The organism is Rhodospirillaceae bacterium (assembly GCA_018660465.1).
GTDB lineage: Bacteria > Pseudomonadota > Alphaproteobacteria > Rhodospirillales > JABJKH01 > JABJKH01.
Window position 1 is genome coordinate 31,283 of record JABJKH010000022.1, and the last position, 21,944, is coordinate 53,226.

20 protein-coding genes are annotated in these 21,944 nt (G+C 52.8%); 4 read left to right on the forward strand and 16 right to left on the reverse strand.

The window, feature by feature from the left end; all coding sequences use genetic code 11:
* Window positions 1-3 precede the first annotated feature (3 nt).
* Both HOM51_04390 and HOM51_04395 read left to right on the forward strand, forming a co-directional pair.
* Window positions 4-585, forward strand: coding sequence for an aldehyde dehydrogenase (locus HOM51_04390; GenBank protein ID MBT5033737.1), 582 nt, complete (start codon window positions 4-6; stop codon window positions 583-585).
* A complete protein-coding gene (locus tag HOM51_04395; protein MBT5033738.1) occupies window positions 585-2,948 on the forward strand; it encodes a xanthine dehydrogenase family protein molybdopterin-binding subunit in 2,364 nt (787 codons plus the stop codon). The genes HOM51_04390 and HOM51_04395 overlap by 1 nt, the downstream gene beginning before the upstream one ends.
* 11 nt (window positions 2,949-2,959) lie before the next feature.
* Here the strand turns inward: HOM51_04395 and HOM51_04400 are convergent, their stop codons facing one another.
* The 7 genes from HOM51_04400 to HOM51_04430 form a co-directional block, all read right to left on the reverse strand.
* Window positions 2,960-3,817: an isocitrate lyase/PEP mutase family protein gene (locus HOM51_04400; GenBank protein ID MBT5033739.1), complete on the reverse strand. Its 858-nt coding sequence runs from the start codon at window positions 3,815-3,817 to the stop codon at window positions 2,960-2,962.
* A gap of 27 nt (window positions 3,818-3,844) precedes the next feature.
* Window positions 3,845-4,873 carry a TauD/TfdA family dioxygenase gene (locus HOM51_04405; protein MBT5033740.1) on the reverse strand — a complete coding sequence of 343 codons (1,029 nt, stop codon included), beginning with the start codon at window positions 4,871-4,873 and terminating at the stop codon, window positions 3,845-3,847.
* A 44-nt stretch (window positions 4,874-4,917) separates the two neighbouring features.
* The gene (locus tag HOM51_04410) at window positions 4,918-5,814 is read right to left on the reverse strand and encodes an ABC transporter permease (protein MBT5033741.1); all 897 of its coding nucleotides are present in this window, start codon (window positions 5,812-5,814) and stop codon (window positions 4,918-4,920) included.
* 18 nt (window positions 5,815-5,832) lie between these two features.
* Window positions 5,833-6,804, reverse strand: coding sequence for an ABC transporter permease (locus HOM51_04415; protein MBT5033742.1), 972 nt, complete (start codon window positions 6,802-6,804; stop codon window positions 5,833-5,835).
* An 84-nt stretch (window positions 6,805-6,888) separates the two neighbouring features.
* Complete coding sequence (locus HOM51_04420; protein ID MBT5033743.1) at window positions 6,889-8,496, reverse strand: ABC transporter substrate-binding protein; 1,608 nt, start codon at window positions 8,494-8,496, stop codon at window positions 6,889-6,891.
* 73 nt (window positions 8,497-8,569) lie between these two features.
* Window positions 8,570-9,604: an ATP-binding cassette domain-containing protein gene (locus HOM51_04425; GenBank protein ID MBT5033744.1), complete on the reverse strand. Its 1,035-nt coding sequence runs from the start codon at window positions 9,602-9,604 to the stop codon at window positions 8,570-8,572.
* Window positions 9,601-10,599 (reverse strand): ABC transporter ATP-binding protein, encoded by a 999-nt coding sequence (locus HOM51_04430; GenBank protein MBT5033745.1) that lies wholly within the window; start codon window positions 10,597-10,599, stop codon window positions 9,601-9,603. Before HOM51_04430 ends, HOM51_04425 begins: the two co-directional genes overlap by 4 nt.
* Window positions 10,600-10,818: 219 nt before the next feature.
* Here HOM51_04430 and fliI point away from each other — a divergent pair, with 219 nt between their 5' ends.
* Complete coding sequence (gene fliI / locus HOM51_04435; GenBank protein ID MBT5033746.1) at window positions 10,819-12,375, forward strand: flagellar protein export ATPase FliI; 1,557 nt, start codon at window positions 10,819-10,821, stop codon at window positions 12,373-12,375.
* Window positions 12,376-12,400: 25 nt separating this feature from the next.
* Window positions 12,401-12,832, forward strand: coding sequence for a hypothetical protein (locus HOM51_04440; protein ID MBT5033747.1), 432 nt, complete (start codon window positions 12,401-12,403; stop codon window positions 12,830-12,832).
* On the opposite strand, the gene HOM51_04445 is transcribed toward HOM51_04440, so the two are convergent.
* From HOM51_04445 to HOM51_04485, 9 genes are all read right to left on the reverse strand, one after another.
* Window positions 12,829-13,197, reverse strand: coding sequence for a hypothetical protein (locus tag HOM51_04445; protein ID MBT5033748.1), 369 nt, complete (start codon window positions 13,195-13,197; stop codon window positions 12,829-12,831). The two genes, HOM51_04440 and HOM51_04445, sit on opposite strands and share 4 nt — an antisense overlap.
* A gap of 9 nt (window positions 13,198-13,206) precedes the next feature.
* Window positions 13,207-14,886, reverse strand: coding sequence for a hypothetical protein (locus HOM51_04450; protein ID MBT5033749.1), 1,680 nt, complete (start codon window positions 14,884-14,886; stop codon window positions 13,207-13,209).
* A complete protein-coding gene (locus HOM51_04455; GenBank protein ID MBT5033750.1) occupies window positions 14,879-15,670 on the reverse strand; it encodes a MinD/ParA family protein in 792 nt (263 codons plus the stop codon). The genes HOM51_04450 and HOM51_04455 overlap by 8 nt, the downstream gene beginning before the upstream one ends.
* 53 nt (window positions 15,671-15,723) lie before the next feature.
* Window positions 15,724-17,862, reverse strand: coding sequence for a flagellar biosynthesis protein FlhA (gene flhA / locus HOM51_04460; GenBank protein ID MBT5033751.1), 2,139 nt, complete (start codon window positions 17,860-17,862; stop codon window positions 15,724-15,726).
* 23 nt (window positions 17,863-17,885) lie between these two features.
* Window positions 17,886-19,229, reverse strand: a complete 1,344-nt coding sequence (locus tag HOM51_04465; GenBank protein MBT5033752.1) for a sigma-54-dependent Fis family transcriptional regulator — start codon at window positions 19,227-19,229, stop codon at window positions 17,886-17,888.
* Window positions 19,230-19,264: 35 nt separating this feature from the next.
* Window positions 19,265-20,077, reverse strand: a complete 813-nt coding sequence (locus HOM51_04470) for a flagellar motor protein MotA (protein ID MBT5033753.1) — start codon at window positions 20,075-20,077, stop codon at window positions 19,265-19,267.
* A gap of 41 nt (window positions 20,078-20,118) precedes the next feature.
* Window positions 20,119-20,493, reverse strand: coding sequence for a flagellar motor switch protein FliN (gene fliN / locus HOM51_04475; protein MBT5033754.1), 375 nt, complete (start codon window positions 20,491-20,493; stop codon window positions 20,119-20,121).
* On the reverse strand, window positions 20,486-21,490 hold the full coding sequence (locus HOM51_04480) for a hypothetical protein (protein ID MBT5033755.1): 1,005 nt from the start codon (window positions 21,488-21,490) through the stop codon (window positions 20,486-20,488). Before HOM51_04480 ends, fliN begins: the two co-directional genes overlap by 8 nt.
* Window positions 21,491-21,534: 44 nt before the next feature.
* The coding region (locus HOM51_04485; protein ID MBT5033756.1) for a flagellar motor switch protein FliG at window positions 21,535-21,944 on the reverse strand (410 nt) is incomplete at its 5' end.

A 21,944-nucleotide genomic window follows, 5' to 3' on the forward strand; every position in this document is an offset into this window, starting at 1 on the left:
GGCATGAGCAATCTTGGGAATTCATTGGAGAGACGTGATGTGGTTGGTCAGCTGCTGCAGGACCGAGGCGATCTCCTGGTCGTCGCTGGATTAGGCTCTTCATGCTACGACATATTGTCGATAGAAGATAACTCCGCTGACTTTCCCTTATGGGGAGCCATGGGGGCGGCAAGCATGATGGGATTAGGATTGGCGATAGCCCAACCGGACCGTCGCATTGTGGTCATCACGGGTGACGGTGAAATATTGATGGGGCTGGGAGGGCTTGGAACAATTGCCAATAAAGCGCCAAGCAATTTAGCCATCGTGGTTCTGGATAATGAACGCTACGGCGAGACGGGAATGCAAGAAACCCACACGGCGGGACCGATGAATTTAGCTGCTGTTGCGGCAGGTGCAGGTTTTCCAGTGACGGGAACTGTTAGGTCAAATGAAGACTTAAACGATGCGATTCCCATGATCAGGCAGCAGCCCGGCCCTGTATTTTTTGACATTAAGATTTTTGCCAACCAAGCCTCAGACATCCCCCGGCCTCAAGACGGCGTCATGCTAAAACAGCGATTTCGAGAGGCCTTGCAGGTTTAATGTCATCTCTTCTCAATCGACCAAGCAGTCTTATTGGCAAGGGTGTGGAACGCCTTGATGCCGGTGGTTTGCTCGCTGGGCACGGAACATATGTGGATGATATGAAACTTCCCCGCATGGTGCATGCGTGCTTCGTGCGAAGTCCGCACGCCCATGCGCGCATTGTCTCAATTGATACGACTGCTGCAAAAGCCGGGGCAGGTGTCATTACGGTTTTGACAGGCCCCGATTTCATCGATCACGTGGTTCCTTGGAAGGGTGTGCTGACTCACATGCCATCTATGAAATCGGCAACCCAGTTTCCGTTAGCGATAAACAAAGCGACATGGCAGGGTGAACCGGTTGCTGTTGTTGTCGCCAAATCCCGCGCCCTGGCCGAAGACGCGGCGGAGTTGGTGGAAATCGATTGGGAGCCGCTGCCTGTCGTTGCGACTATGGATGCGGCGCTCGCATCGGATGGGCCGATCATCCATGCGGAACTCGGCGATAATATTTGTTTCTCGCGCGCGGGCGAAACAGATGGCATCGACCAAGTTTTCGAACAAGCGGACCACGTACTGGAAGAGACCTTTAACGTTGAACGCCAGACCCCTGTGACTTTGGAACCGCGGTCAATTTTGGCAGATTACAATCCAGGGAAAATTTTCCTCAACGTTTATATGTCCAGCCAAGTCCCGCACATGATGCAGTATCTTTATGCCAAGCACTTGGGAATACCCGAGACAAATATCCGCGTTCAGGTACCGGACATGGGCGGTGGATACGGCTTAAAAATCCACATCTATGGCGATGAAACGGCGACGACCGCGTTGTCGATAATGCTCGGGCGCCCCGTTAAACATGTGGCGGATCGGATCGAATCTTTTATTTCCGATAATCATTCCCGCGAACATCGTGTGAAGGTCCGCCTTGCCGTAAATCAAGAAGGCGATTTTCTTGCCTGGGATGTGGATGATCTTTGTGGTGCCGGTGCTTATTCGGTCTACCCTCGGGGTAGTGTGAATGAGACCAAGCACGTATTTAATTTGACCGGCGGGCCTTACGCATCAAAATTCCATCGCGGTAGAAGTCAGGTGGTGTTTCAAAACAAAGCAGCGCTTGGCCAGTACCGAGCTGTCGGCCATCCTGTTGCCTGCGTCGCCACTGAAGGCATGGTCGACCGGGCGGCACAGGCTCTAAAAATCGATCCCGCCGACATTCGCCGACGGAACTATATCGATGAAACATCGTGTCCTTACAAGCTGCCAAGTGGTTCTGTTCTTGAAACATTATCTCAGCAAGCGTGTTTAGATCGGGTGTTGGAGATGATGGATTATCCTGCCTTGCGAGCAGAACAAGACCAGTTGCGGGAAAAGAGAATTTACCGAGGCATAGGATTGGCGTCGTATCTTCAAGGCTCTAGCCCATCGTCATCCACCTATGGTATGGGCGGTGCGCCAATTACATCGCAGGATGGCTGTACAGTTGCCTTGGCGGCACAGGGGACTTTTACCTGTGCCATCAGTGTGGTCGAAATCGGACAGGGGGCACGCACCATCACGGCGCAAATCGTTGCCTCTGTGCTCGGCGTCGGCATGGACCAGATCGCGGTTAAACTTGGCGACACAGATACAACCCCCTACGGCGCTGGAAATTGGGGGTCGCGGGGAGCAGGGACCGGTGGCGAAACCGCCTTTAAGGCAGCCAGGGCCTTGCGTGAAAATATTTTGAATGTTGCTGCTTTCTTGCTCCAAGAAGACACCGCCACGTTGGATATTCAAGACAGTCAAATTATTGATGCAAATGGCGGTACCATTCGGATGTCGCTCGAGGAACTCGCCTACAAGGTTTATTTCCGAACCGACTTGTTCCCCAAGGATTTCCATCCAGAACTCTCTGCCACTCAGAACTACGCCCAGAAGGATTTCGACGCCATCGTTACCAACGGCATTCAGGGGGCGTACTTGGAAGTCGATGTGGAGACTGGATTCGTCAAATTACTTCGCCATTGGGTCGTGCACGACTGCGGTACCGTCATAAACCCAGATTTAGTTGGCGAACAAATTAGAGGTGCCGTGGTGCAAGGCTTGGGTGCGGCTCTCGGCGAGACCTGTCTCTATTCGTCAGAGGGACAGTTGATGAACGGAAACTTAGCCGATTACCTGGTGCCGATGGCTGTGGAAATGCCGGATATTGATGTTGATCTGGTCTCGACACCGACCCAAGTTTCTGAACTGGGAGCTAAGGGGGCTGCGGAAGCGGGAACGGCCGGGGCACCGGCGGCGGTGATGAATGGCATCAACGATGCCCTCTCACCCTTCGAAACAAAGCTGTCTACCCAGCCATTTACGCCTGAAAGAATTTATCAAGCCTTGAACGCGTAAAGTGCCAGCGCTCACTCGGTCGCGTATTTCTTTTCAGCTTCGTAGTATTCGGGAAATCCGACGACATCACGCAGGTGAGAAAAATCATACGAGTCTTCGGAATACGTCCCGTTTTTGAATTGAGTAAGAACATCCTCCATCGCCTTGATGCCCGCCATTAATAGGGTCAGGGGATGGACCACGATCTTATAGCCGATGTCGCCCAGTTCTTTGGGGGAGAGCACAGGCGTATCGCCTTGTTCTACCATGTTGGCCATTTTGGGTCCGGGGACCTGTTCACAATAGGTGCGCATTTGTTCCACGTCTTTAGGCGCTTCAAGGAAGGTGATATCGGCACCGAGCTCGGCAAACTTTTTTGCGCGGTAGAGGGCTTCATTGAAGCCTTCGGTGGCGTTGGCATCTGTGCGCGCCATGATCAGGATATCAGTACCGTCATTTTTTACATCGATGGCAGCCTTGATCCGCGCGAAAGCTTCGGCGCGATCGACGGTTTTCTTGCCCCGGGTATGACCACATCGCTTCGGTGATACCTGATCCTCAATCATCACGCAGGCGAAACCCGCACGGGCGAAACCTTCGACCGTGCGCCGCACATTAATCGCGTTGCCGTAGCCCGTATCTCCATCACCAATGATCGGCATCGAAACTGCATCACACATATTTTGGCCCTGGTTGGCCATTTCAGTATAGGAAATCAGGCCCGTGTCGGGCATGGCGAGCCGGGCGGCGGCTACGGCAAAGCCACTCATGAAACTGGCGCGAAACCCTGCGCGTTCGACGAGGCGTGCGGACATGGCATCAAAGACGCCGGGCATGACCTCCGCACCGGGTTCAGCCAGGATCGCGCGGAGTTGGTCTGTTTTGGTCACACTGGTTCTCCTAGAATAATATTGGCCCTAATGGGGGCGGCGGTCGTCAGTTAGGCAGATGCCGCCTCTGGGGCCGGTGTTCAAGCGGTCGGCGAATTCGGGTGCTAAGTCGCGCCCCTCGCGTAGATTAAGCCAAAGCCGCAGCAGGTCTCGCTTGCGCTCAGGTTCAGGGAAATCTTCGAAGCCTTTGCGGGCGTGCAGAATACCGTGGTTATTGAGAATTTGGATATCACCCCGTTCAAAGATAATGTCGTGGCGGAACTTATCGCTTAACGCCAATTCAACGACGTATTGGACCGCTTTTAATTCCTGTTCATTTAGTGATTTTCCCGCCTTGTCCATGCCTTCGATCATCGTGCGGCTGTTAAATCGGCAGCTCAATCGACCATCGAAGTAGCTAAAGGCGGGGACTCTGTTGAACGAGGTTTCGTTCGGATCTGTGGTTACACCTTCGCCGCGCAGATCAAAATGGAAGCCGGCCGTTAAAATTTCTAAATACTCCGGGTGGGTTGCCAAGATTTCGTTATAGATCGCAGATGCACTGGCGATGCAGCTTTCGCCTCCCGATTTTGAGGGGTGTTTACACAGAAGCGCCACGACATCAGTCGGGTCGCTATGAGGGCGGAGTTCAGCCTTCGTCGTATAGCCCCGGACATTATTAGACGCATAGTCGCGGCCACCATCGGTGACATGGCCGATCAGGTCGCCCATCGGATTTTGATGCATTAGGACGCCCAAATGTGCTGCAATTCCCCAATAAAGCGTTTCCAGGGTGGCCGGGTCATAGGCGGTTACGTCCAGGCCTTTGATCAGCACACAGCCACGACCAAACTCAATTTGCTGAAGGATATTTTCAAACAGAGATTCCAGGTTGGGCAGAGGAAAATCTTCCCGATCAAAATTGCCAGCTCCCTTAGCGCGAACACCTTCCGTCGCTTGATCGAGTTCGGCTATGTCTGCATCCGAAAATCGATAGATCCAGGAAGGATCAGCCGCAAGCTCCCCTGGCGTCCACGCACTAGGCTCACGAACGGGTTCTCTAAGGATTTCAGACATAACCAGACTCCGGGCTTAATCACGCAAAGAATAATCCGATAAGATTAGCGCGACCGCAGTTTCGGGTCTAGGACATCACGCAGGGCATCACCAAACAGGTTGAAACCAAACACGGCGAGGCTAATCGCAACGCCGGGCCAGATTGCGACCCAAGGAGCACTTTCTGCATATTCTTCCGCACCACCTTGCAGCATCAGGCCCCACGCAGGCGTTGGTTCCTGCACGCCCATGCCGAGATAGCTGAGCGAAGCTTCTAGCAAGATCGCTTGGCCCAAGAACGAGGTGAACATGATCAAGAACGGTGCCATCACGTTGGGCATCATGTGGCGCAGAATTATCCGCGAATGACCAAAGCCTAAAGAGCGCGCTGCATCCACATACGGAATTTCACGAATGGCCAAGGCACTGGATCGCACGACCCGCGCACATTGCGGCACGAACGGGATGGTGATCGCGATGATCACGTTGGTGGTTCCGGTGCCCAAGGTGGCAACCACGGCCAGCGCAATGATGATCAGTGGAAAAGCCATGAACACATCCATGACCCGCTGCATGATCAGATCAAAGCGCCCGCCGAAGTAGGCACTGGCGACGCCGAGGAGTAATCCCAGGAATGAACCGACAGTGGCAGCAGTAAAGCCCACATAGAGCGCCGTCCGAGCGCCATAAATGATCCGTGTCAGCACATCGCGACCGAATTGGTCGGTGCCCATGGGGAATATCCAACTGGGTTCAACCAGCATGTGTTCCAGAGAATTTGCTTCCGGATCATAAGGCGACAGGAAATTGGCGAAGACAGCCATTAAGATCATTAAGATGACCACGGCCAAGCCTGCCGCACCCAGCGGCTGCCGTTTGATCAGTTGTAGCATTGCCTGGAGAAGAGGAACGTCTGGGTTTAGTTCCTCAACTTCTGCTTCGACTTGAACTTCTGAAACCATTGTCATGATTCTAATCCCTTAACTGTAACGAATGCGGGGATCTAACCACGCGTAAAATAAATCGATGACGAAGTTCGTTAAAACGAAGATCGCGACCACCAACATGACCAACGCTTGGGTCATGGTGTAATCACTGTTCAAAACCGATTCAACGAACAATTTGCCAAGGCCATTCAGATTGAAGACCTGCTCTGTTACAACCAAGCCACCCATGAGGAAGGCGAACTCAATTCCGATGATTGTGACCACCGGCAACATAGAGTTCTTCAAGGCGTGTCGGTTAATCACCAGCTTTTCCATCAAGCCCTTGGCGCGCGCAGTACGGATGTAATCTTCACGCAGCACTTCCAACAGGGCAGATCGAGTCATACGCGTTGCGACTGCTGAATACCGGTATCCAGTTGCCACCGCCGGCCAGATTAGTTGCAACATATTTTGCCCTAAATCTTCAAGCGGAGAAACGTATTCAATGGGCGGCATCCAGGCCTCTCCAAACCATGCTTGAGAGTAAATCAAAAGGCCCAGAATGATGAGAATACCCAGCCAGAACGACGGCATGGCAATGCCGGCAATACTGAAGGTTCGGACCACATAATCGACCCAGGTATTTTGCTTAAGCGCGGAAATCGCGCCTAAAGGAATGGCGATGATTACAGCAACAAATGTTGCCATGATCGCGACTTGTAGCGAGAGTTGGAATCGAAGGCCAATTTCGTAGGTAATCGCCTTACCAGTCCACATCGACTCGCCAAAGTTAAAGGTTACAAAACCGTATATGAAATCAAAAAATTGAACAATTTTCGCGTCGTTCATGCCGAGGTTTTCTCGACAGATATCAATAGCTTCTTGATCCACATAATTTCCAGTGCCTGCTAAACGCAGCTCACAGACGTCGCCTGGAATTAAGCGGAGGAGCAAAAAGATAAGGACGGCTGCCCCGAACAACGTCGGGATCATTAACAGCAGTCGTTTTGCCATATACTTATACATGTACCGTCCTCAAAAATAATTTAGTGCCGGGTTCCCCACCCGCGGTAACCGCGGGTGGGGGCCGGTTCTATTGTCGTGTTTTGACTACTTGTCCAACCAGACGTTATCGAGAGTCTGATTGAGATAGTGACTCGGAGCAATCTTCCAGCCTTTAACATAGGACCGGTGAGGATTGATCTTGTACCACCACAACGTAACCGAACTGGACGCTGTGTCGTGCAGAGCCCGCGTCTCATACTTCCGCATGATTTCACGTTGCACTTTCGGATCAGCCGATTTGTTCATTTTCAGGAACATTTTTTCCAAGACGGGATCTTCGAACTGGGCGTAGTTGTTACCAGCACTACCCAGCCACTTGGAAACGTCAGCTAAAGGATTAACAATCGACTGACAGTTAAAGTCGATCGACACAGCAAAGTCCTTCTTTTTACGCAAAGAAGCATAGAAAGCTGGGCTCGGTTGAACGCGCTGCTTAACCTTAAGACCAACTTTCTTCCATTGGTCAATCAACCAGGTGCCAACAATCTTATAGGGTTGGTCAACACCGCGGTTGTTAAGCGTGAACGAAAGATTGGATTGACCTGCATCCGCCAACAACTTTTTAGCTAAAGCGCGGGACGCTTTGATGTCCGTGCCGTAGCCGTGAATTTTCGTCAATTCTTCTTTCGTTGCTGCCAAGGGGTGACTTGGGAATGCAATACCGCCAACCGTTTTCACGATTGCAATACGAGACAGGTACTTGGACCCACCCCAACGGTCGATAGCCAATGTCAGCGCTTTACGGACCCGTGGGTCGTCAAAAGGCTTCACCTTATGGTTCGGTGTGACCATCAGGAAGCAGTTCCAATCACTTTCTTGAACCGTGATCTTTTTACCTAATGCTTTCACAAGGTCGTCACGTGCTTTCGGTGGGAAACCGCGGAATTCGATGGCTGCACGGTCGCCGCGAATGGCTTGCATGCGAAGAGACATCTTCGGTGCGGAAATCGCCTTAAAGCCATCCAAGTACGGCTGGCCTTTGTGGTGATAGCTGGAGTTCTTCTTCCCCGACACGAACGAACCAGGCTGGTGTTCAACAAATACGAACGGGCCCGTACCATTCACGTTCTTCTTGTGCCAAGTGTAGCCTTTTGTATCCAAATCCTTCTTCGAATAGATAAAGTTGAAAGGCATGGCGACTGCTGGAATAAACGTTCCAGTGGGGAAACTCAGCTTAAAAATCAGCGTTGTGTCATCAGGAGCCGTGATGGATTTAACCGCCTTGAAATAGGCTTTCCGGGCACTGGCGACGCCTTTGGGTGGAAAGACGACTTTGTCAAAAGTAGCCTTAACATCCTGCGCTGTCATTGGCGTTCCATCATGGAACTTAATGCCTGAGCGGATTTTGAACTTGAACAAGGTTCCGCCTTCTTCACCTTTAGGCACATCACCTTCGCAAACATCACAAACGAAGTCCGTCGGTGATGAAGGATTGTTCGGGTTAACCCGAATTAAGGTGCTGTAAAATGGCTTGATCGGGTGGATCATGCCGAACGTGGTCTCAATGTGTCCGTCATAAGACGGAATCTTAGAACCGACGACGAAATTTAACACGCCGCCTTTCTTAATGGCCTGAGCCGGGCTAAACGCTGCCATAGCAACGCCAACGCCGACCGCGACCGAGATCGCTAGTCTAGAGTAGGTTATTTTCATAACTTTTACCTCCCATGAGCGAGGGAACTCCCATTCCCTCAATTTGTGCCGCTTTGACCTAATGGCCTTACAGTCACACTTCCCAGCAAGCCACCCAATGGCCCGCCTTTACTTCCCTAAATTCGGGAATTTCTTTACCACACCGCTCCGTTGCCATCGTGCAACGGGGGTGGAAAACACATCCGCTTGGTGGATTAATCGGGCTTGGTACCTCACCCTTAACGATTTCATGGGCGCGATCCGCTTCAATCTCCGGATCGGGAATAGGTACCGCCGACAGCAATACATTTGTATAGGGGTGAATGGGATCATCATAAAGCGCATCGCAATCCGCCAATTCCACCATTTTCCCCAAATACATCACCGCGACCCGGTGGCACAGATGACGCACCACGCTCAGATCATGGGATATAAACAAATACGTCAGATCAAATTCGTCGCGCAGGTCTTCCAGCAGGTTGATCACTTGAGCCTGGATCGACACGTCCAATGCGGAAACCGCTTCGTCACAGACAATAAAGTCCGGATTGAGCGCCAAGGCGCGGGCAATACCTACCCGCTGGCGCTGGCCACCACTCATTTCATGCGGGTAGCGATCAGCAAAAGCGGGGTTCAATCCGCAAATTGTCAGCAGTTCGCGAACTCGCGCATCGCGCTCGGTTCGATCTTCAATAATTTTATGAACGGCGATGGGTTCGGCAATAATTTCGCCGATTTTCATTCTGGGGTTTAGAGAACTGTAGGGGTCCTGAAAAATCACCTGGATTTTTTCCCGGACCTTGGACATCTGTTTTTGATCTAGGTCTTTTAATTCTTGCCCCTCAAAGACGATGGAGCCATCGGTTTGATTTTCCAACTGGAGGATACAGCGGCCCGTGGTTGTCTTGCCGCAGCCTGATTCCCCAACCAAGCCCAAGGTTTCGCCTTTTTTAATATCGAAGCTGATGCCATCGACAGCCTTAACGGTTGCGACGGTTCGGCTAATGACAATGCCTTCCACGATGGGAAAGTGCATCTTTAAATCGCTGACGGTAATCAGCGTTTCGCCGAGATTAACGCTGGTGCCGGAGCCGGTTTCCGCTTCCCGGGTAATATTAGTCTTGGTCATGAAGCCTCCTGAAGCGGGTCGTCTAATTTGCCGCCGTGCCAGCATGCCGTCAGTTGGCCGTCACTGGTTTCTTCTAATTCCGGGATTTCCGTTGCGCACCGGTCAATGACATATCGGCACCGTGGTCTAAAAGCGCAACCGCCATCAAGTTTTGTCAAATCAGGCGGCTGACCATCGACCGGGTCCAGCTTAGCTGCCCTTGGTTGATCCATGCGCGGCACCGACTTCAACAAGGCCAAGGTATAAGGATGGGTCGGGTTGTGGTAAATCTGCTTAGCGGAACCCTTTTCGATTATCTTGCCCGCGTACATCACGTTCACCCGGTCCGCATAGCGCGCGACCACGCCTAGGTTGTGGGTGATGATGATCATCGCAATGCCGTGGTCCCGGGTAAGGTTTTTCATCAATTCCAGGATTTGCGCTTGAATTGTCACATCCAGCGCCGTCGTTGGTTCATCGGCAATGATAAGCTTGGGCTCACACGCCAAGGCCATGGCAATCATCACCCGCTGGCGCATGCCACCGCTTAAATGGTGAGGGTACTGCGACAAACGTCGGCCCGGATCAGAAATTCCAACCATTTGCATTAAATCAAGGGCGCGCTTGTCGGCCTCCTCTTGAGTGACACCGAGGTGCTGGATCAAGGTTTCCGTCAACTGTAAGCCGATGGTGAGCACGGGATTTAGTGACGTCATGGGTTCTTGGAACACCATGCCGATGTCTTTGCCGCGAATATTGCGCATGTCCTCTTCGGAAAGGGCCAGTAGGTCCTTCCCCATGAAGATCATTTTTCCATCGACGATTTCACCTGGTGGGTTGGGAATGAGGCGCATCAGCGACAATGCGCTGACCGACTTACCACAGCCAGACTCACCGACAATGGCCAGGGTTTCGCCTTCTTCCAAATCGTATGAAATGCCGTCCACAGCCTTTACCGTCCCGCCGGACGTGTAGAAATAGGTTGTAAGACCGCTAATCTCGAGCAGTTTCGTCACTAATCCTCCCTTTGAGCAGGCTTCTTTAGCCGCCTCTTATACTTATTCATAAAAACGGTAAGTGCCTTAATTTCAAAAGTCAATTGCTAGTATTGTGATTATGAAATTCATCGAAATTAGGAATGATGACTTTTACTAAACATTAAAGTCTTACTTGCACAATAGGCTATAATTAAATTCTAAAGTCTCGGGCCATCTAGTGAAACAGGGTGTCATTAATTGAGCGTTTTTTTCGATAATATCGTGAATGAAATCGACCGCCTTCCGGACTATCATATGTATGGTCAGGTAAGTGCCGTTGTTGGGTTGTTGGTGGAGGTCGATGGCGTTCAGGGCAGCCTGTCTATTGGCGACCACTGTACCATCGTTGGACGCCGAGATAAAAAAATTCTGTGCGAAGTGATTGGCTTTCGTGATGGAAAAGCTTTGGTCATGCCATTCGGCTCGCTGGATGGGATCGGTCTTGGCTGTCCGGTGGAAGTCAGTTCCAGCGATCCGGTGATCTATCCGGATAAGCGATGGTTGGGCCGGGTCATCAATGCCTTTGGTGAGCCAGTCGATGATAAGGGGCCTCTCCCCATGGGGGGAGCTGGGTATCCCATTCACCGTCAGCCACCGCCTGCCCACACCCGCCAACGGGTTGGCGGTAAGTTGGATCTGGGAATTCGATCATTGAATACATTCCTGACCTGCTGCCATGGCCAGCGCATGGGAATCTTCGCCGGTTCCGGTGTTGGCAAGTCAACGGTGCTATCAATGATGGCCCGTAATACGGACGCGGCGGTCAACGTAATTGGCTTGATTGGCGAACGGGGCCGTGAAGCGAGAGAATTTTTAGAAGACGATCTGGGCGAAGAAGGCTTGGCCCGCAGTATCGTTATCGTCGCAACATCGGATGAGCCGCCGTTGGTGCGTCGTCAAGCAGCTTTCGTCACCATGGCGGTCGCCGAATATTTTCGGGATCAAGGGCAAGAGGTCTTGTGCTTGATGGACAGTATCACCCGCTTCGCCATGGCGCAGCGTGAAATTAGTCTTTCCGCAGGTGAGCCCCCGGCAAGCAAAGGTTACACGCCGTCCGTATTTGCCCAATTGCCACAGTTACTGGAACGCGCGGGCCCAGGTTCGGTGGGGCAGGGCTCGATTACCGGCCTGTTCACCGTCTTGGTTGAAGGCGATGACCATAACGAACCTGTGGCCGATGCGGTACGCGGCATTCTCGACGGACACATCGTTCTCAGCCGTGAAATTGCTGAGCGCGGGCGGTATCCCGCGGTTGATATCTTGAAAAGCGTCTCGCGGTCCATGCCGGACTGTAATTCAGATAATGAAAACGCCATTGTTGATCGCGCACGCAGATTTATTTCCGTCTATGAAGACATGGCCGAACTCATTCGCTTGGGCGCCTACCGTCACGGCAGTGATCCAGGCATTGATGAATCCATTCATTTTTACCCGGCAATTGAGGAATTTTTGGCTCAGAAAAAAGTGGATAAGACTGATCTTGCTACGTGCTATCAAACCCTGGGTGAGATTTTAGGGGCCGTTATCGAAGCACCAGCCCCGGCTCCTGCTCAAGCTCAAGTTCAAGTCCAGGCCCAAGCCCAAGCCCAAGCCCAAGCCCAAGCCCAAGCCCAAGCCCAAGCTCAGGCGGCCCAGCCAGCGCAACCACAACCACAACCACAACCTCAACCGGCAGCAACCGGCCCGGGAGTTGCACCGCCAGTGACGGCGCCGAGCCTTATCGCCGATCCAGTCAAGCCGGAAAACGGGCAATAAATTAAAAGATTAGACGGAACAAATTATGGCTGATGACTTAAAAAACTTGATCCGAATCCACGAATTCGGCGTTGATGAAAAGCGTCGTGATTTGGGGGAGTTGCTAAAACTTATGGGTGATCTGGAACAAAGCCAACGTGATCTGGAGATTGAGGTGGTCAACGAGCAACGCGTCGCTGCTTCAATGCCGGGGGAGGCCGATATATGTTATGGCATCTACGCCCAAGGCGTTATCATGCGGCGCGAGCGAATGGCGGAGTCCATCATTCAGATGGAGGTAAAAGTAGGTGAAGCTCGGGATGCCCTCAGTGAGGCCTATCTGGAACTCAAAAAATATGAGATTGCCCAGGAAAACCGCGATAAACGGGAAGCCTTGGAAGAGACCCGGCGAGAACAATCCATTCTCGACGAAATCGGCATAAATGCCCACCGCCGTAAAGCGCACTCTTTTGTTTAAAAAATTGTAGAAAGAAGGTTCGGATTGTCCCAGCCCGGTTGGCGGTCGGTCGCAGTGATCTGTGCGCCCGTCGTGGTGATATCTATTTGGACCCAGCGCGGGACGATTTCGTTGTTAAAATCGTCAAGTAATTTAACGGCTAAGGTCTCCAACGAGCCATAATCCAACGTTGACACCACATTGAAATAAGCTCGTAAGCTCTCATCAGGCAGCAGCAAACGATCGGGTATATACATGATCCGAATTTGGGTTGAGTTTTGATCTCCCTCAAACGAAACGGCCTGTTCCATACGGACCAGGATTTCATGTTCTGTATCGGGGCCGGGTATAGCTGCCAGCAGTTGTCGGCGCTCGTGTGTATCCATCTATGTCACCTATACGATTAAGCCGACATTATCGTCCGCGTTATCCGGCGGAAAGAGGTCGACAAAATTGGGCGGCGCGGCCTGAAACGAGATGCCTCCCTGCATACCGGTAATTTCGCCCGAATTGATAAAGATCGTTCTGATATCTTCAGGCATGGTGCCGGGCAGGGGTGTCTCACTGCGAAAAATAAGATCGAAATGTTTACGTCCCTGGTGCAAAAAACCATCCAGTTGCAGGCGGCCTAAATTCGTCAGTGTCACATCCACGACAAATCGGGCGTCAGCTTTGTCTTTGTCGGGATCATCTTCGCGGTTGTGGCGTTGGGTGTAGAGATAAATCTGCTCGATCTCCGATCCGTTTAAAAACGGCACCGCTGTTGCGCGCCATTCACCGGCTGTAGATTCTTCGGAAACCCGAGCGATCTGATTAAAGCCGTCATTCAGCCGTGCCACCAAATCAGGCTTGGCGCGTTGCAGAATGCTCGTTGGCCCCTCGCCCAGCCATCCACGAAGGTCGCCACCGCGCAAAGCTGCGAGGAAGAACAGGACATTGGTTGTCAATTGGGCATTCGCTCCGGGAATGACAGAATTGATCACCTGTTGAGCGATTGCCGGATTGACGTCGCCCAGGGTTTGCAGCGCCTCGGTCAACTCAGGCCAGGACTTCGTGCCGTGTAGCGTCGTTAGCATTTGCCCAATGCCGGTTTTGGGGGCCGGTGGCAGAATGGGGTTGCCGGCGACCTCAAATATTACACGGGTGTTTGTCGGCAGAACGGTTTTCGTTGCCAAGGATATAACACCCGCCGAAGTCGTAACAATGGGATGGCCGAGGGGTGTTGATCCGGTAACGGTGCCGGTCAGGGTTTGTCCCGCCGTGATCGTACCGCCGGGTGTGGGCGGAGACGGCGCGCTGCCGGGCGTGGGCGGTTGCAGCGATATGATCTTTACGGTTGCCTGAGTGCCTGCCGGAAGGCCCGTGGCGGGCATTCCTGTGCCCGGTGCCTGGGGTCCAATATGGCTCGCGTGGAGTGGAGTCTGACCAGAATTGAGGGTGCTCTGAACACCCGAAACGATGCCAGCAGGAGATGTCGCCGCCGATGTCCCGGCAACCGGGGTTCCGGGGACCGCAGCTTGGCCGGCCAAGGCTCCAGTCGTTGGTATGCCGGCATTCAGTGCGGATATAGGTCTCAGCAGGGTTGCATTGACCGTTGCGCCTTGAGTCAGTTGAGTGATTGGCAGTGCGCCAGGCGTGACGGGTGTTGTTGGTGTCGACGTTGCCAACGCGCCTAATGGGTTTAACAGGTTTCCGACACGCGCTGGAAAAAGCGTTAGAGGTTTGCCATCAAGCGATGTCAGCAGGAGTTGCGGCTGCTCGCCGAGGGACTGAAGAACCAACGCCAATGCCGCGTTGTTTGGGAGGGGGAGGGGGCTTTGTGCATTTAGCGTGCCCAAGGGCGTTTGAATTTGAACTTGGTATTGGACTTGGGCCGGTGCCTGGGGAGCCGCCTGGGTTGGGGTCGGGTTAGAGGGCTGATTTGGCGGCGTAATCGCACGGCCTTCGAATTGAGTCCCGACAGGACTACTGGTTAAGGCAGGCGGTGGGTTGGAAACGGTCAACGTCGGTGGTGCGGGGGGAGGGCTAGAAGAAGTAACAGGCGGTGTTGTTGGTGGCGGAACAACATCAGCCATCGGCTGTTTCCAATAATTTCAGGGCGATGGCTTCTACGTCCACAGCGGCTTCTGCATTGGGATAGCGGGTTAAGATAGATGATTGACTGCGAATGGTTTCGCGCACTTTGTCGTCGCGTCGCACGACACCCAACAACGTTGGTGACATTTTCAGAAATCCCTCGCACGCTTTGAGCAAAGTGTTGAAGGTACGTTCGCCTTCTCGCGTGGAATTCGACATGTTTATGACCACCCGGATATCGGTGTCAGGGCGTTCCAAATGGGTGATTTTAATAAACGCATAGGCGTCAGTCAGCGATGTCGGCTCGTCGGTGGCGACGACAATGCAGGTGGCGACGTTCTGGGCCATTTGTCGGACCGTGCGCTCCACCCCAGCACCAAGATCCAAAATCACCTTATCATACGAACCTGCCAACAACGTCAGATCGTCGCCTAATATTTGCAGCCGACTGGCTGGAACATTGGCAAGCCCGCCAGAACCAGAACGGCCGGCAATAATATCAAAGCCACCGTCTTCGTAGGGAACGATCGATTGATTGAGAGTCAAGCGACCCGAAATGACGCTGCCGAGATCATGCTTCGGCATCAGGCCCAACTGAATGTCTAAATTTGCCAGACCTAAGTCGCCGTCAAATAACAGAGTCCGCTGGCCTTCCTTGGACAAGGCATGGGAGAGGGTGATGGCGAACCACGTCTTGCCGACACCGCCCTTACCAGACGCAACGGCGATCATGTTATGACCTTTAGTCACAGCCTTAGGGGCCTGGGAGGGTTCGCTGGTCATGCAGGTGCCTCGGTCACATTAATCTCAATACTTATACCGGTTATACCCGGTTCTTAAATTTGACCAACCGTTTTTATGCGTGCCTTGGAAAAGACTTCGTTTTGCGACATCACGGTCGTCATCGGTCGGAACCGTTCAACGATAGAGCGAACAAAGGGCCGAATTGCCGGGCTGGTCAGCAGAACAGGGGTTTCACCCATCATGGCTTGGCGTTCAAAGGTGTCACGTAGGGCAGCGATAAATTGCTGCAATTGGCTCGGCGGCATGGACAATTGACGATCATCGCCGGTTCCAACCAAGGACTCAGCAAAATGCTGTTCCCACTCAGGTGATAAGGTGACGAGCGAGATGATGCCTTGTTCATTGGTATTCATATCGCTGATCTGGCGGGCCAGTCGCGCGCGCACGTGTTCTGTGATCAAAGCGACGTTGCGGCTGTGGCCACAGCCTTCTGAAACGCCTTCTAAAATTGTTGGTAAATCTCGGATGGAAATCCGCTCGGCCAGCAGGTTCTGGAGAATGCGTTGAATGCCACCCAACGAAATTTGCGCAGGAATCATTTCTGTGATCAGCTTTTGATGTTCTTTTTCCAGCTCATCGAGAAGTTTCTGAGTTTCCGCATATGACAGCAATTCAGCCATGTTGTCTTTGATGACTTCGGTCAGATGAGTGGTAATAACCGTTGCCGGATCAACCACCGTATAGCCACGGAATAAAGCTTCTTCGCGGTTTGTTTCTTCGATCCACATGGCCGGCAGACCAAACGTAGGCTCCGTCGTTTTTTCGCCTGGAAGGGTGATGTCTTCACCACGGGGATCCATGACCAAAAGCATGTTGGGACGAAGATCGCCTGTTCCGGCGTCAATTTCTTTCACCCGTAAAATGTAGGTATTGGCGGCCAACTGCATGTTGTCCTGAATACGTACCGACGGCATCACAAAGCCAACGTCAGAGGCCATTTGGCGGCGCAGCGCTTTAATCTGTTCGGTCAGGCGTTGGCCTTCGCGCGGATTGTTAATCAAGGTCAGCAGTCCGTATCCCAGTTCCAAGCGCAAATAGTCGATGCGCAGGGCATTGGCGATGGGTTCTTCTTCAATGGGCGCCGCATCAGCTGCAGCCAGTTGAAGTTGTTCCTCTTCTTCAGTCTTACGGTGGCCCTGGACTCGGTTCTGATAGAACGCGGCACCCCCCATAATCGTTGCCAATGAGGCGAACGGTAGGAAAGGAATGCCCGGCAAGATTCCAAGTCCCATAAGAAGAATTGCACTCATGTAGAGGGCACGAGGCTGGGTCGCCAGTTGTTTGAAAAGTGCTTTTTCCGTGGCACCGCGCAAGCCTGCCTTGGTTACGACCAAACCAGCAGAGGTGGAAACGATCAGCGCCGGAATTTGGGTGACCAGTCCGTCACCAACGGTCAGACGGGTATACGAGTCAGCCGCCGCCAAGAAAGTCATGTCCTGCTGGGCAACACCAATGATCATGCCGCCGATCACGTTTATAAAGGTAATCAGCAGGCCAGCAATGGCATCGCCTCGGACGAACTTTGCGGCACCGTCCATGGCACCGAAGAAGGTGCTTTCGTCTTCTAAATCTTTACGCCGAGCCTTCGCCGTATCTTCGTCGATCAGGCCCGTCGACAAGTCCGCATCGATGGCCATTTGCTTGCCCGGCATGGCATCCAAGGCGAAACGGGCGGAAACTTCAGCGATACGCCCCGAACCCTTAGTAATAACAATAAAGTTCACGATCACCAGAATAGCAAAGACGATAATGCCGATGACGAAATTACCGCCCATGACAAACCCGCCGAAGGCCTGAATTACTTCACCTGCGGCGTGTGTTCCTTCATGGCCGCCGGCCAGAATTAACCGCGTTGAGGCAAGATTGAGCGACAGTCTTAGCATGGTCGCCAACAGTAAAACCGTCGGGAATGAGTTAAATTCTAAGGGTCTTTCGATAAACAACGCGGTCATAAGGATCATCACTGAGAAAGTGATGGAGATCGCTAGGCCGAAGTCCATCAGCCACGTCGGTAGCGGAAGAATTAAGATCACCAAAATGGCGACCACGCCGATGGCCATCATGATATCGCCGCGTCCGGCCATTGAATTCAGCTGATCGCCGACCGACGATGCGTCTTCGTCTCCGCCATCGGTTGTGGCTACTGCTGTTGAGGGGGCTGTGTCCGCCATGTCGTCTTTATGCCTTTAGTTTCTTAAACCGCCGGCTGATCGCCGTCGCCCGGGTGGGGTACGTCGAAGCCTTGGCCGGTATAGAGTTTCAGCTTGTTGCGCAGGGTGCGGATGGAGATGCCCAGAATATTCGCCGCGTGGGTCCTATTGCCCAAACAATGTTGCAGCGTATCAATGATGAGATCCCGTTCAACTTCGGCGACGGTTCGCCCGACCATACCGGCAGCGGTTGCGTCAGCATTTGAAGAGGTCTCGGTTGCGGCGCCCTGTGCCCCGGTGATCATGATCGCATCGGTACTGATCTCTTCACCGCTGCTAAGTAAGACAGCCCGGTGCATGGTATTTTCCAATTCCCGCACGTTGCCGGGCCAGGAATGGGCCGTCAGTATTTTTTCCGCGCTCTTTGAAATCGGCAGGGCGGGCATTTCGTTGGCTTCGGCGTACTTCTTTACAAAATATTCTGCCAGAACCGGAATATCGCCGGTTCGATCTGACAGGGACGGCATGTCCAAGGTCATCACGTTGAGCCTGAAATATAAATCTTCGCGGAAATTTCCTGCACGGACCTCAGCATCCATGTCACGGTTAGATGTCGCAACGATACGCACATCTACTTTGACAGGCTTGGAGCCACCGACCCGGTCAATCTCGCGCTCTTGAATGGCGCGCAGCAGCTTTGATTGAAGCCGCGGGTCCATCTCGCTGATTTCATCCAGCAGCAGGGTGCCGTTGTTGGCTTCTTCGAACTTGCCAAGCCGGCGCGCGACAGCACCGGTAAAGGCGCCTTTTTCGTGGCCAAACAGTTCAGATTCCAAAAGGTTCTCAGGAATTGCCGCGCAGTTGATGGCGATAAAGGGTCCGGCCTTGCGCTTCGAATTATTGTGTAAAAACCGCGCCATCAATTCCTTGCCGGTTCCGGATGAGCCGGTGATCAGAATGCTCGCGGTACTCGGTGCGACCTGGAGCCCTAGCTCCAAGAGCCGGTCCATTTGTGGGCTTTGGTGAACGATGGTGTGGGCTTCTTCGGTGACGGCGGCCAAGACCGCGCCAATCAGTTCCGCATTTGGCGGCAGAGGCACATATTCCTTGGCCCCCGCCTTGATCGCCCGGACGGCGGCTTGCGCATCATTGCCAATGCCGCAGGCAATCACGGGAACAGAAATACGTTCAGCTTTTAGGCTAATCATCAAATTGGGGATGTCTAACTTCACGTCGACCATCACCAAATCTGCACCCTTGCCGGAACGAAGGTTGTTTAGGCCCCCGTCTATATCATCAGCCTGGGCAACCGTAGCGCCTTGCGCGATGGCGATTTGGCTGGCCGCGCCGATTTGACCGTCGAGGGTTCCGATGATGAGTAACCGCATAGTGTCGTATTCTCCAGTTTCAACCAGCCGCTAGACTAGTCAAAGTATTTAACGCGTTTTGCTGGCGGCAGGACGCTGTTCAACAGCATCTCCAATCGCCGTGGGTTTTCTTGCCTGCCGATGGAAGTCGCCCCCATCGTGTAAAGATTGTAAATCAGCATTTCTTCGGCTGAGTTGCGTTCCAACTTGGATGCCAAGGGCATGAACACCATGTTCGCCAGCACGGCACCGTAAAATGTTGTCAGCAGGGCTACGGCCATTGCCGGTCCAATGGTTGACGGGTCCTGTAAGTTTCCCAACATCTGAACCAAACCGATGAGCGTACCAATCAATCCCATGGCTGGGGCAAACTCCGCTGCCTTGCGGAGTACGCCCGTGCTTTTGACGTGGCGCTGGCCGGTTGCCGACATATCGCGGCGCATGATCAATTCGACTTCGCGCCCAGGTGTCCCGTCTACGACCATCATGACGCCTTTATAAAGAAAGGGTTCTGACCGGATCGACGCCAATACTTCTTGCAGCGACAAAACCCCTTTCTTGCGGGCCAAATCGGCGATTTGAAGAACCTGAGTGGCGGCTTCCGACGGATCACGGACATTTTGTGTCAGGGTTTTCGCGACGATACGGCCGGTGCGTCCAACTTCGGCGAGCGAATAACAAACCGTAACAATGGCTAAGGTGCCACCCAAGACAATCAAGATCGACGGCGGGTTGAAAAAGGATTTTACATCGCCGCCAAGATAAATCGCAGTGGCGACAAGCCCAAACACCGAGACTAAGCCAACAATCGTGGCCAGATCCAAGGATCCCTTAACTTTTCCAATTGCTATGTTTGCGTCGTTGGCCATTTATAAAATCGTCTGCCCTGATGGGAACCCCTGAAGGGAACCTAAGATTGGTCCGTCTTGATAATTTCAGTCATGGTCACGCCAAGACGTTCTTCCACGACGACGACTTCGCCGCGGGCGACAAGCCGGTTATTGACGTAGATATCAACCGCCTCACCGACTTTCCTGTCCAATTCTACGACGGCACCCCGACCAAGCTTTAGAATTTGGCTCACCTGCATGCTGGATTTACCCAACACCGCTGAGACCTGAACGGGGATGTCGTAGACCGCTTCCAGATCCTGGATGCTGGCCAGTTGTGTGTCGCGTTCCGGCAAGGCCACGTCCATTGCCGCCAGTTCCGCATCGTCGTCTTCTACCGGCTTTGTGGATGTGTCGAGTTCCGAAAGATTTAGATTGTCTTCTTCGTCAGCCATTTTCGTCTCCTTGTCCCTCAGGAGTGTCGTCCGTTATAGGGGCGTCGTTCTCAGATGTTTCAGATTCAGAGGAGCCTTTCTCTGGTGTCGTTTCTGCCTCTGGTACAATTCCTGGAGTGTCTTCGACGACACCTTCTTCAGTTGTAATTTCTGGTTCTTCAGTCGTAATTTCTGGTTCTTCAGTCGTAATTTTTGGTTCTTCAGTCGTAATTTCTGAGGTCGGCGTAGGTTGTTCCCCCTGATCTGGATCCAAACCTGGAGAGTCAGTTTGCTCAGCGACTGGCTCTAGTGCTGCCGCTTTCTCCGCAGCAATGGACTCAGCTACTTCTTTTAGCGCTTTCCAATTGCCACCCAAGTTGCGTTCTAGAATTTCATCAACGTCGCGCCATATGCCTGCAGCATCGCGCGCGGCACCACCGCTTTCCCATTCGAGTCGGCAATTACCTTCGGGAAGTGTGCTGTCGGCAATGACTTCGACTTTATCACCATGACCGATTTTTGCCGCCATCGGCACACATCGCTCTTTAACGACCTCAAATAGCCCCTCGTTTACATGCACGCGAATAGTTGGATCGCTGATAACTTGTTTTATGACCGTGTCGATGAGAGCTTGAACTTCGGTGTCCGCGTGGCGTTCATTTAGATGCGGAAAAAGCTTGTGAACAATCGAGGCCCCCACCGACATGGCGTTGCGGATGGCCGTTGTGTTTACGTCTTCCATACTGTGAAAGATTTGCTCCGTTTGCTGGCTCAACGCCTTCAACGTTTCCAGCACGCGTTGTTCGGTCGCGTTGGCAGCCTCACGGATACCTTCTTCCTTGCCCGCGTTGAAGCCTTCGGTGCGGGCAGTGTTCACTTCCGCCTCAGTAAAGGTCGGATCAGGCTCTTCAATTTCGGATTTGGCTTCGGCCTCGGTTTCCTGCTTGATCTCAAGCAGGACTCGCTTAGCCTCTTCTTCAAAGTCCGTATCGAAAATATATTTTTGTGCCGTGCTCATTAATGTTCCCGCTGCCGTGCAGCTTAATATTTTCTGTTTGTCGATTAGTAGACGAATTCGTCGTCTTCACCGCCGACTGCAATAACAATTTCACCGGCATCAGCCAGTGCTTTGGCGACCTGCACGATGGCAGACTGGGCTTCGTCCACATCGCGCAGGCGAACCGCGCCCATGGCCTCCATGTCTTCCTTCATCATCTTGCCGGCACGTTCGGACATGTTGCCGAAGAACAGGTCTTTTACATCGTCCGAACCGCCCTTAAGCGCCATTGCCAGTTGATCTTTCTCAACCTGGCGGAGGATTACCTGAACACCGGCAGCATCGACCTTGGCCAGATCATCGAAGGTGAACATTAGCGATTTGATCTTCTCAGCACTCTCTCGGTTGCGTTCTTCCAGTCCGCTCATGAACTGGTTCTCGGTATTCCGATCAAGGCCGTTGAAGATATCGGCCA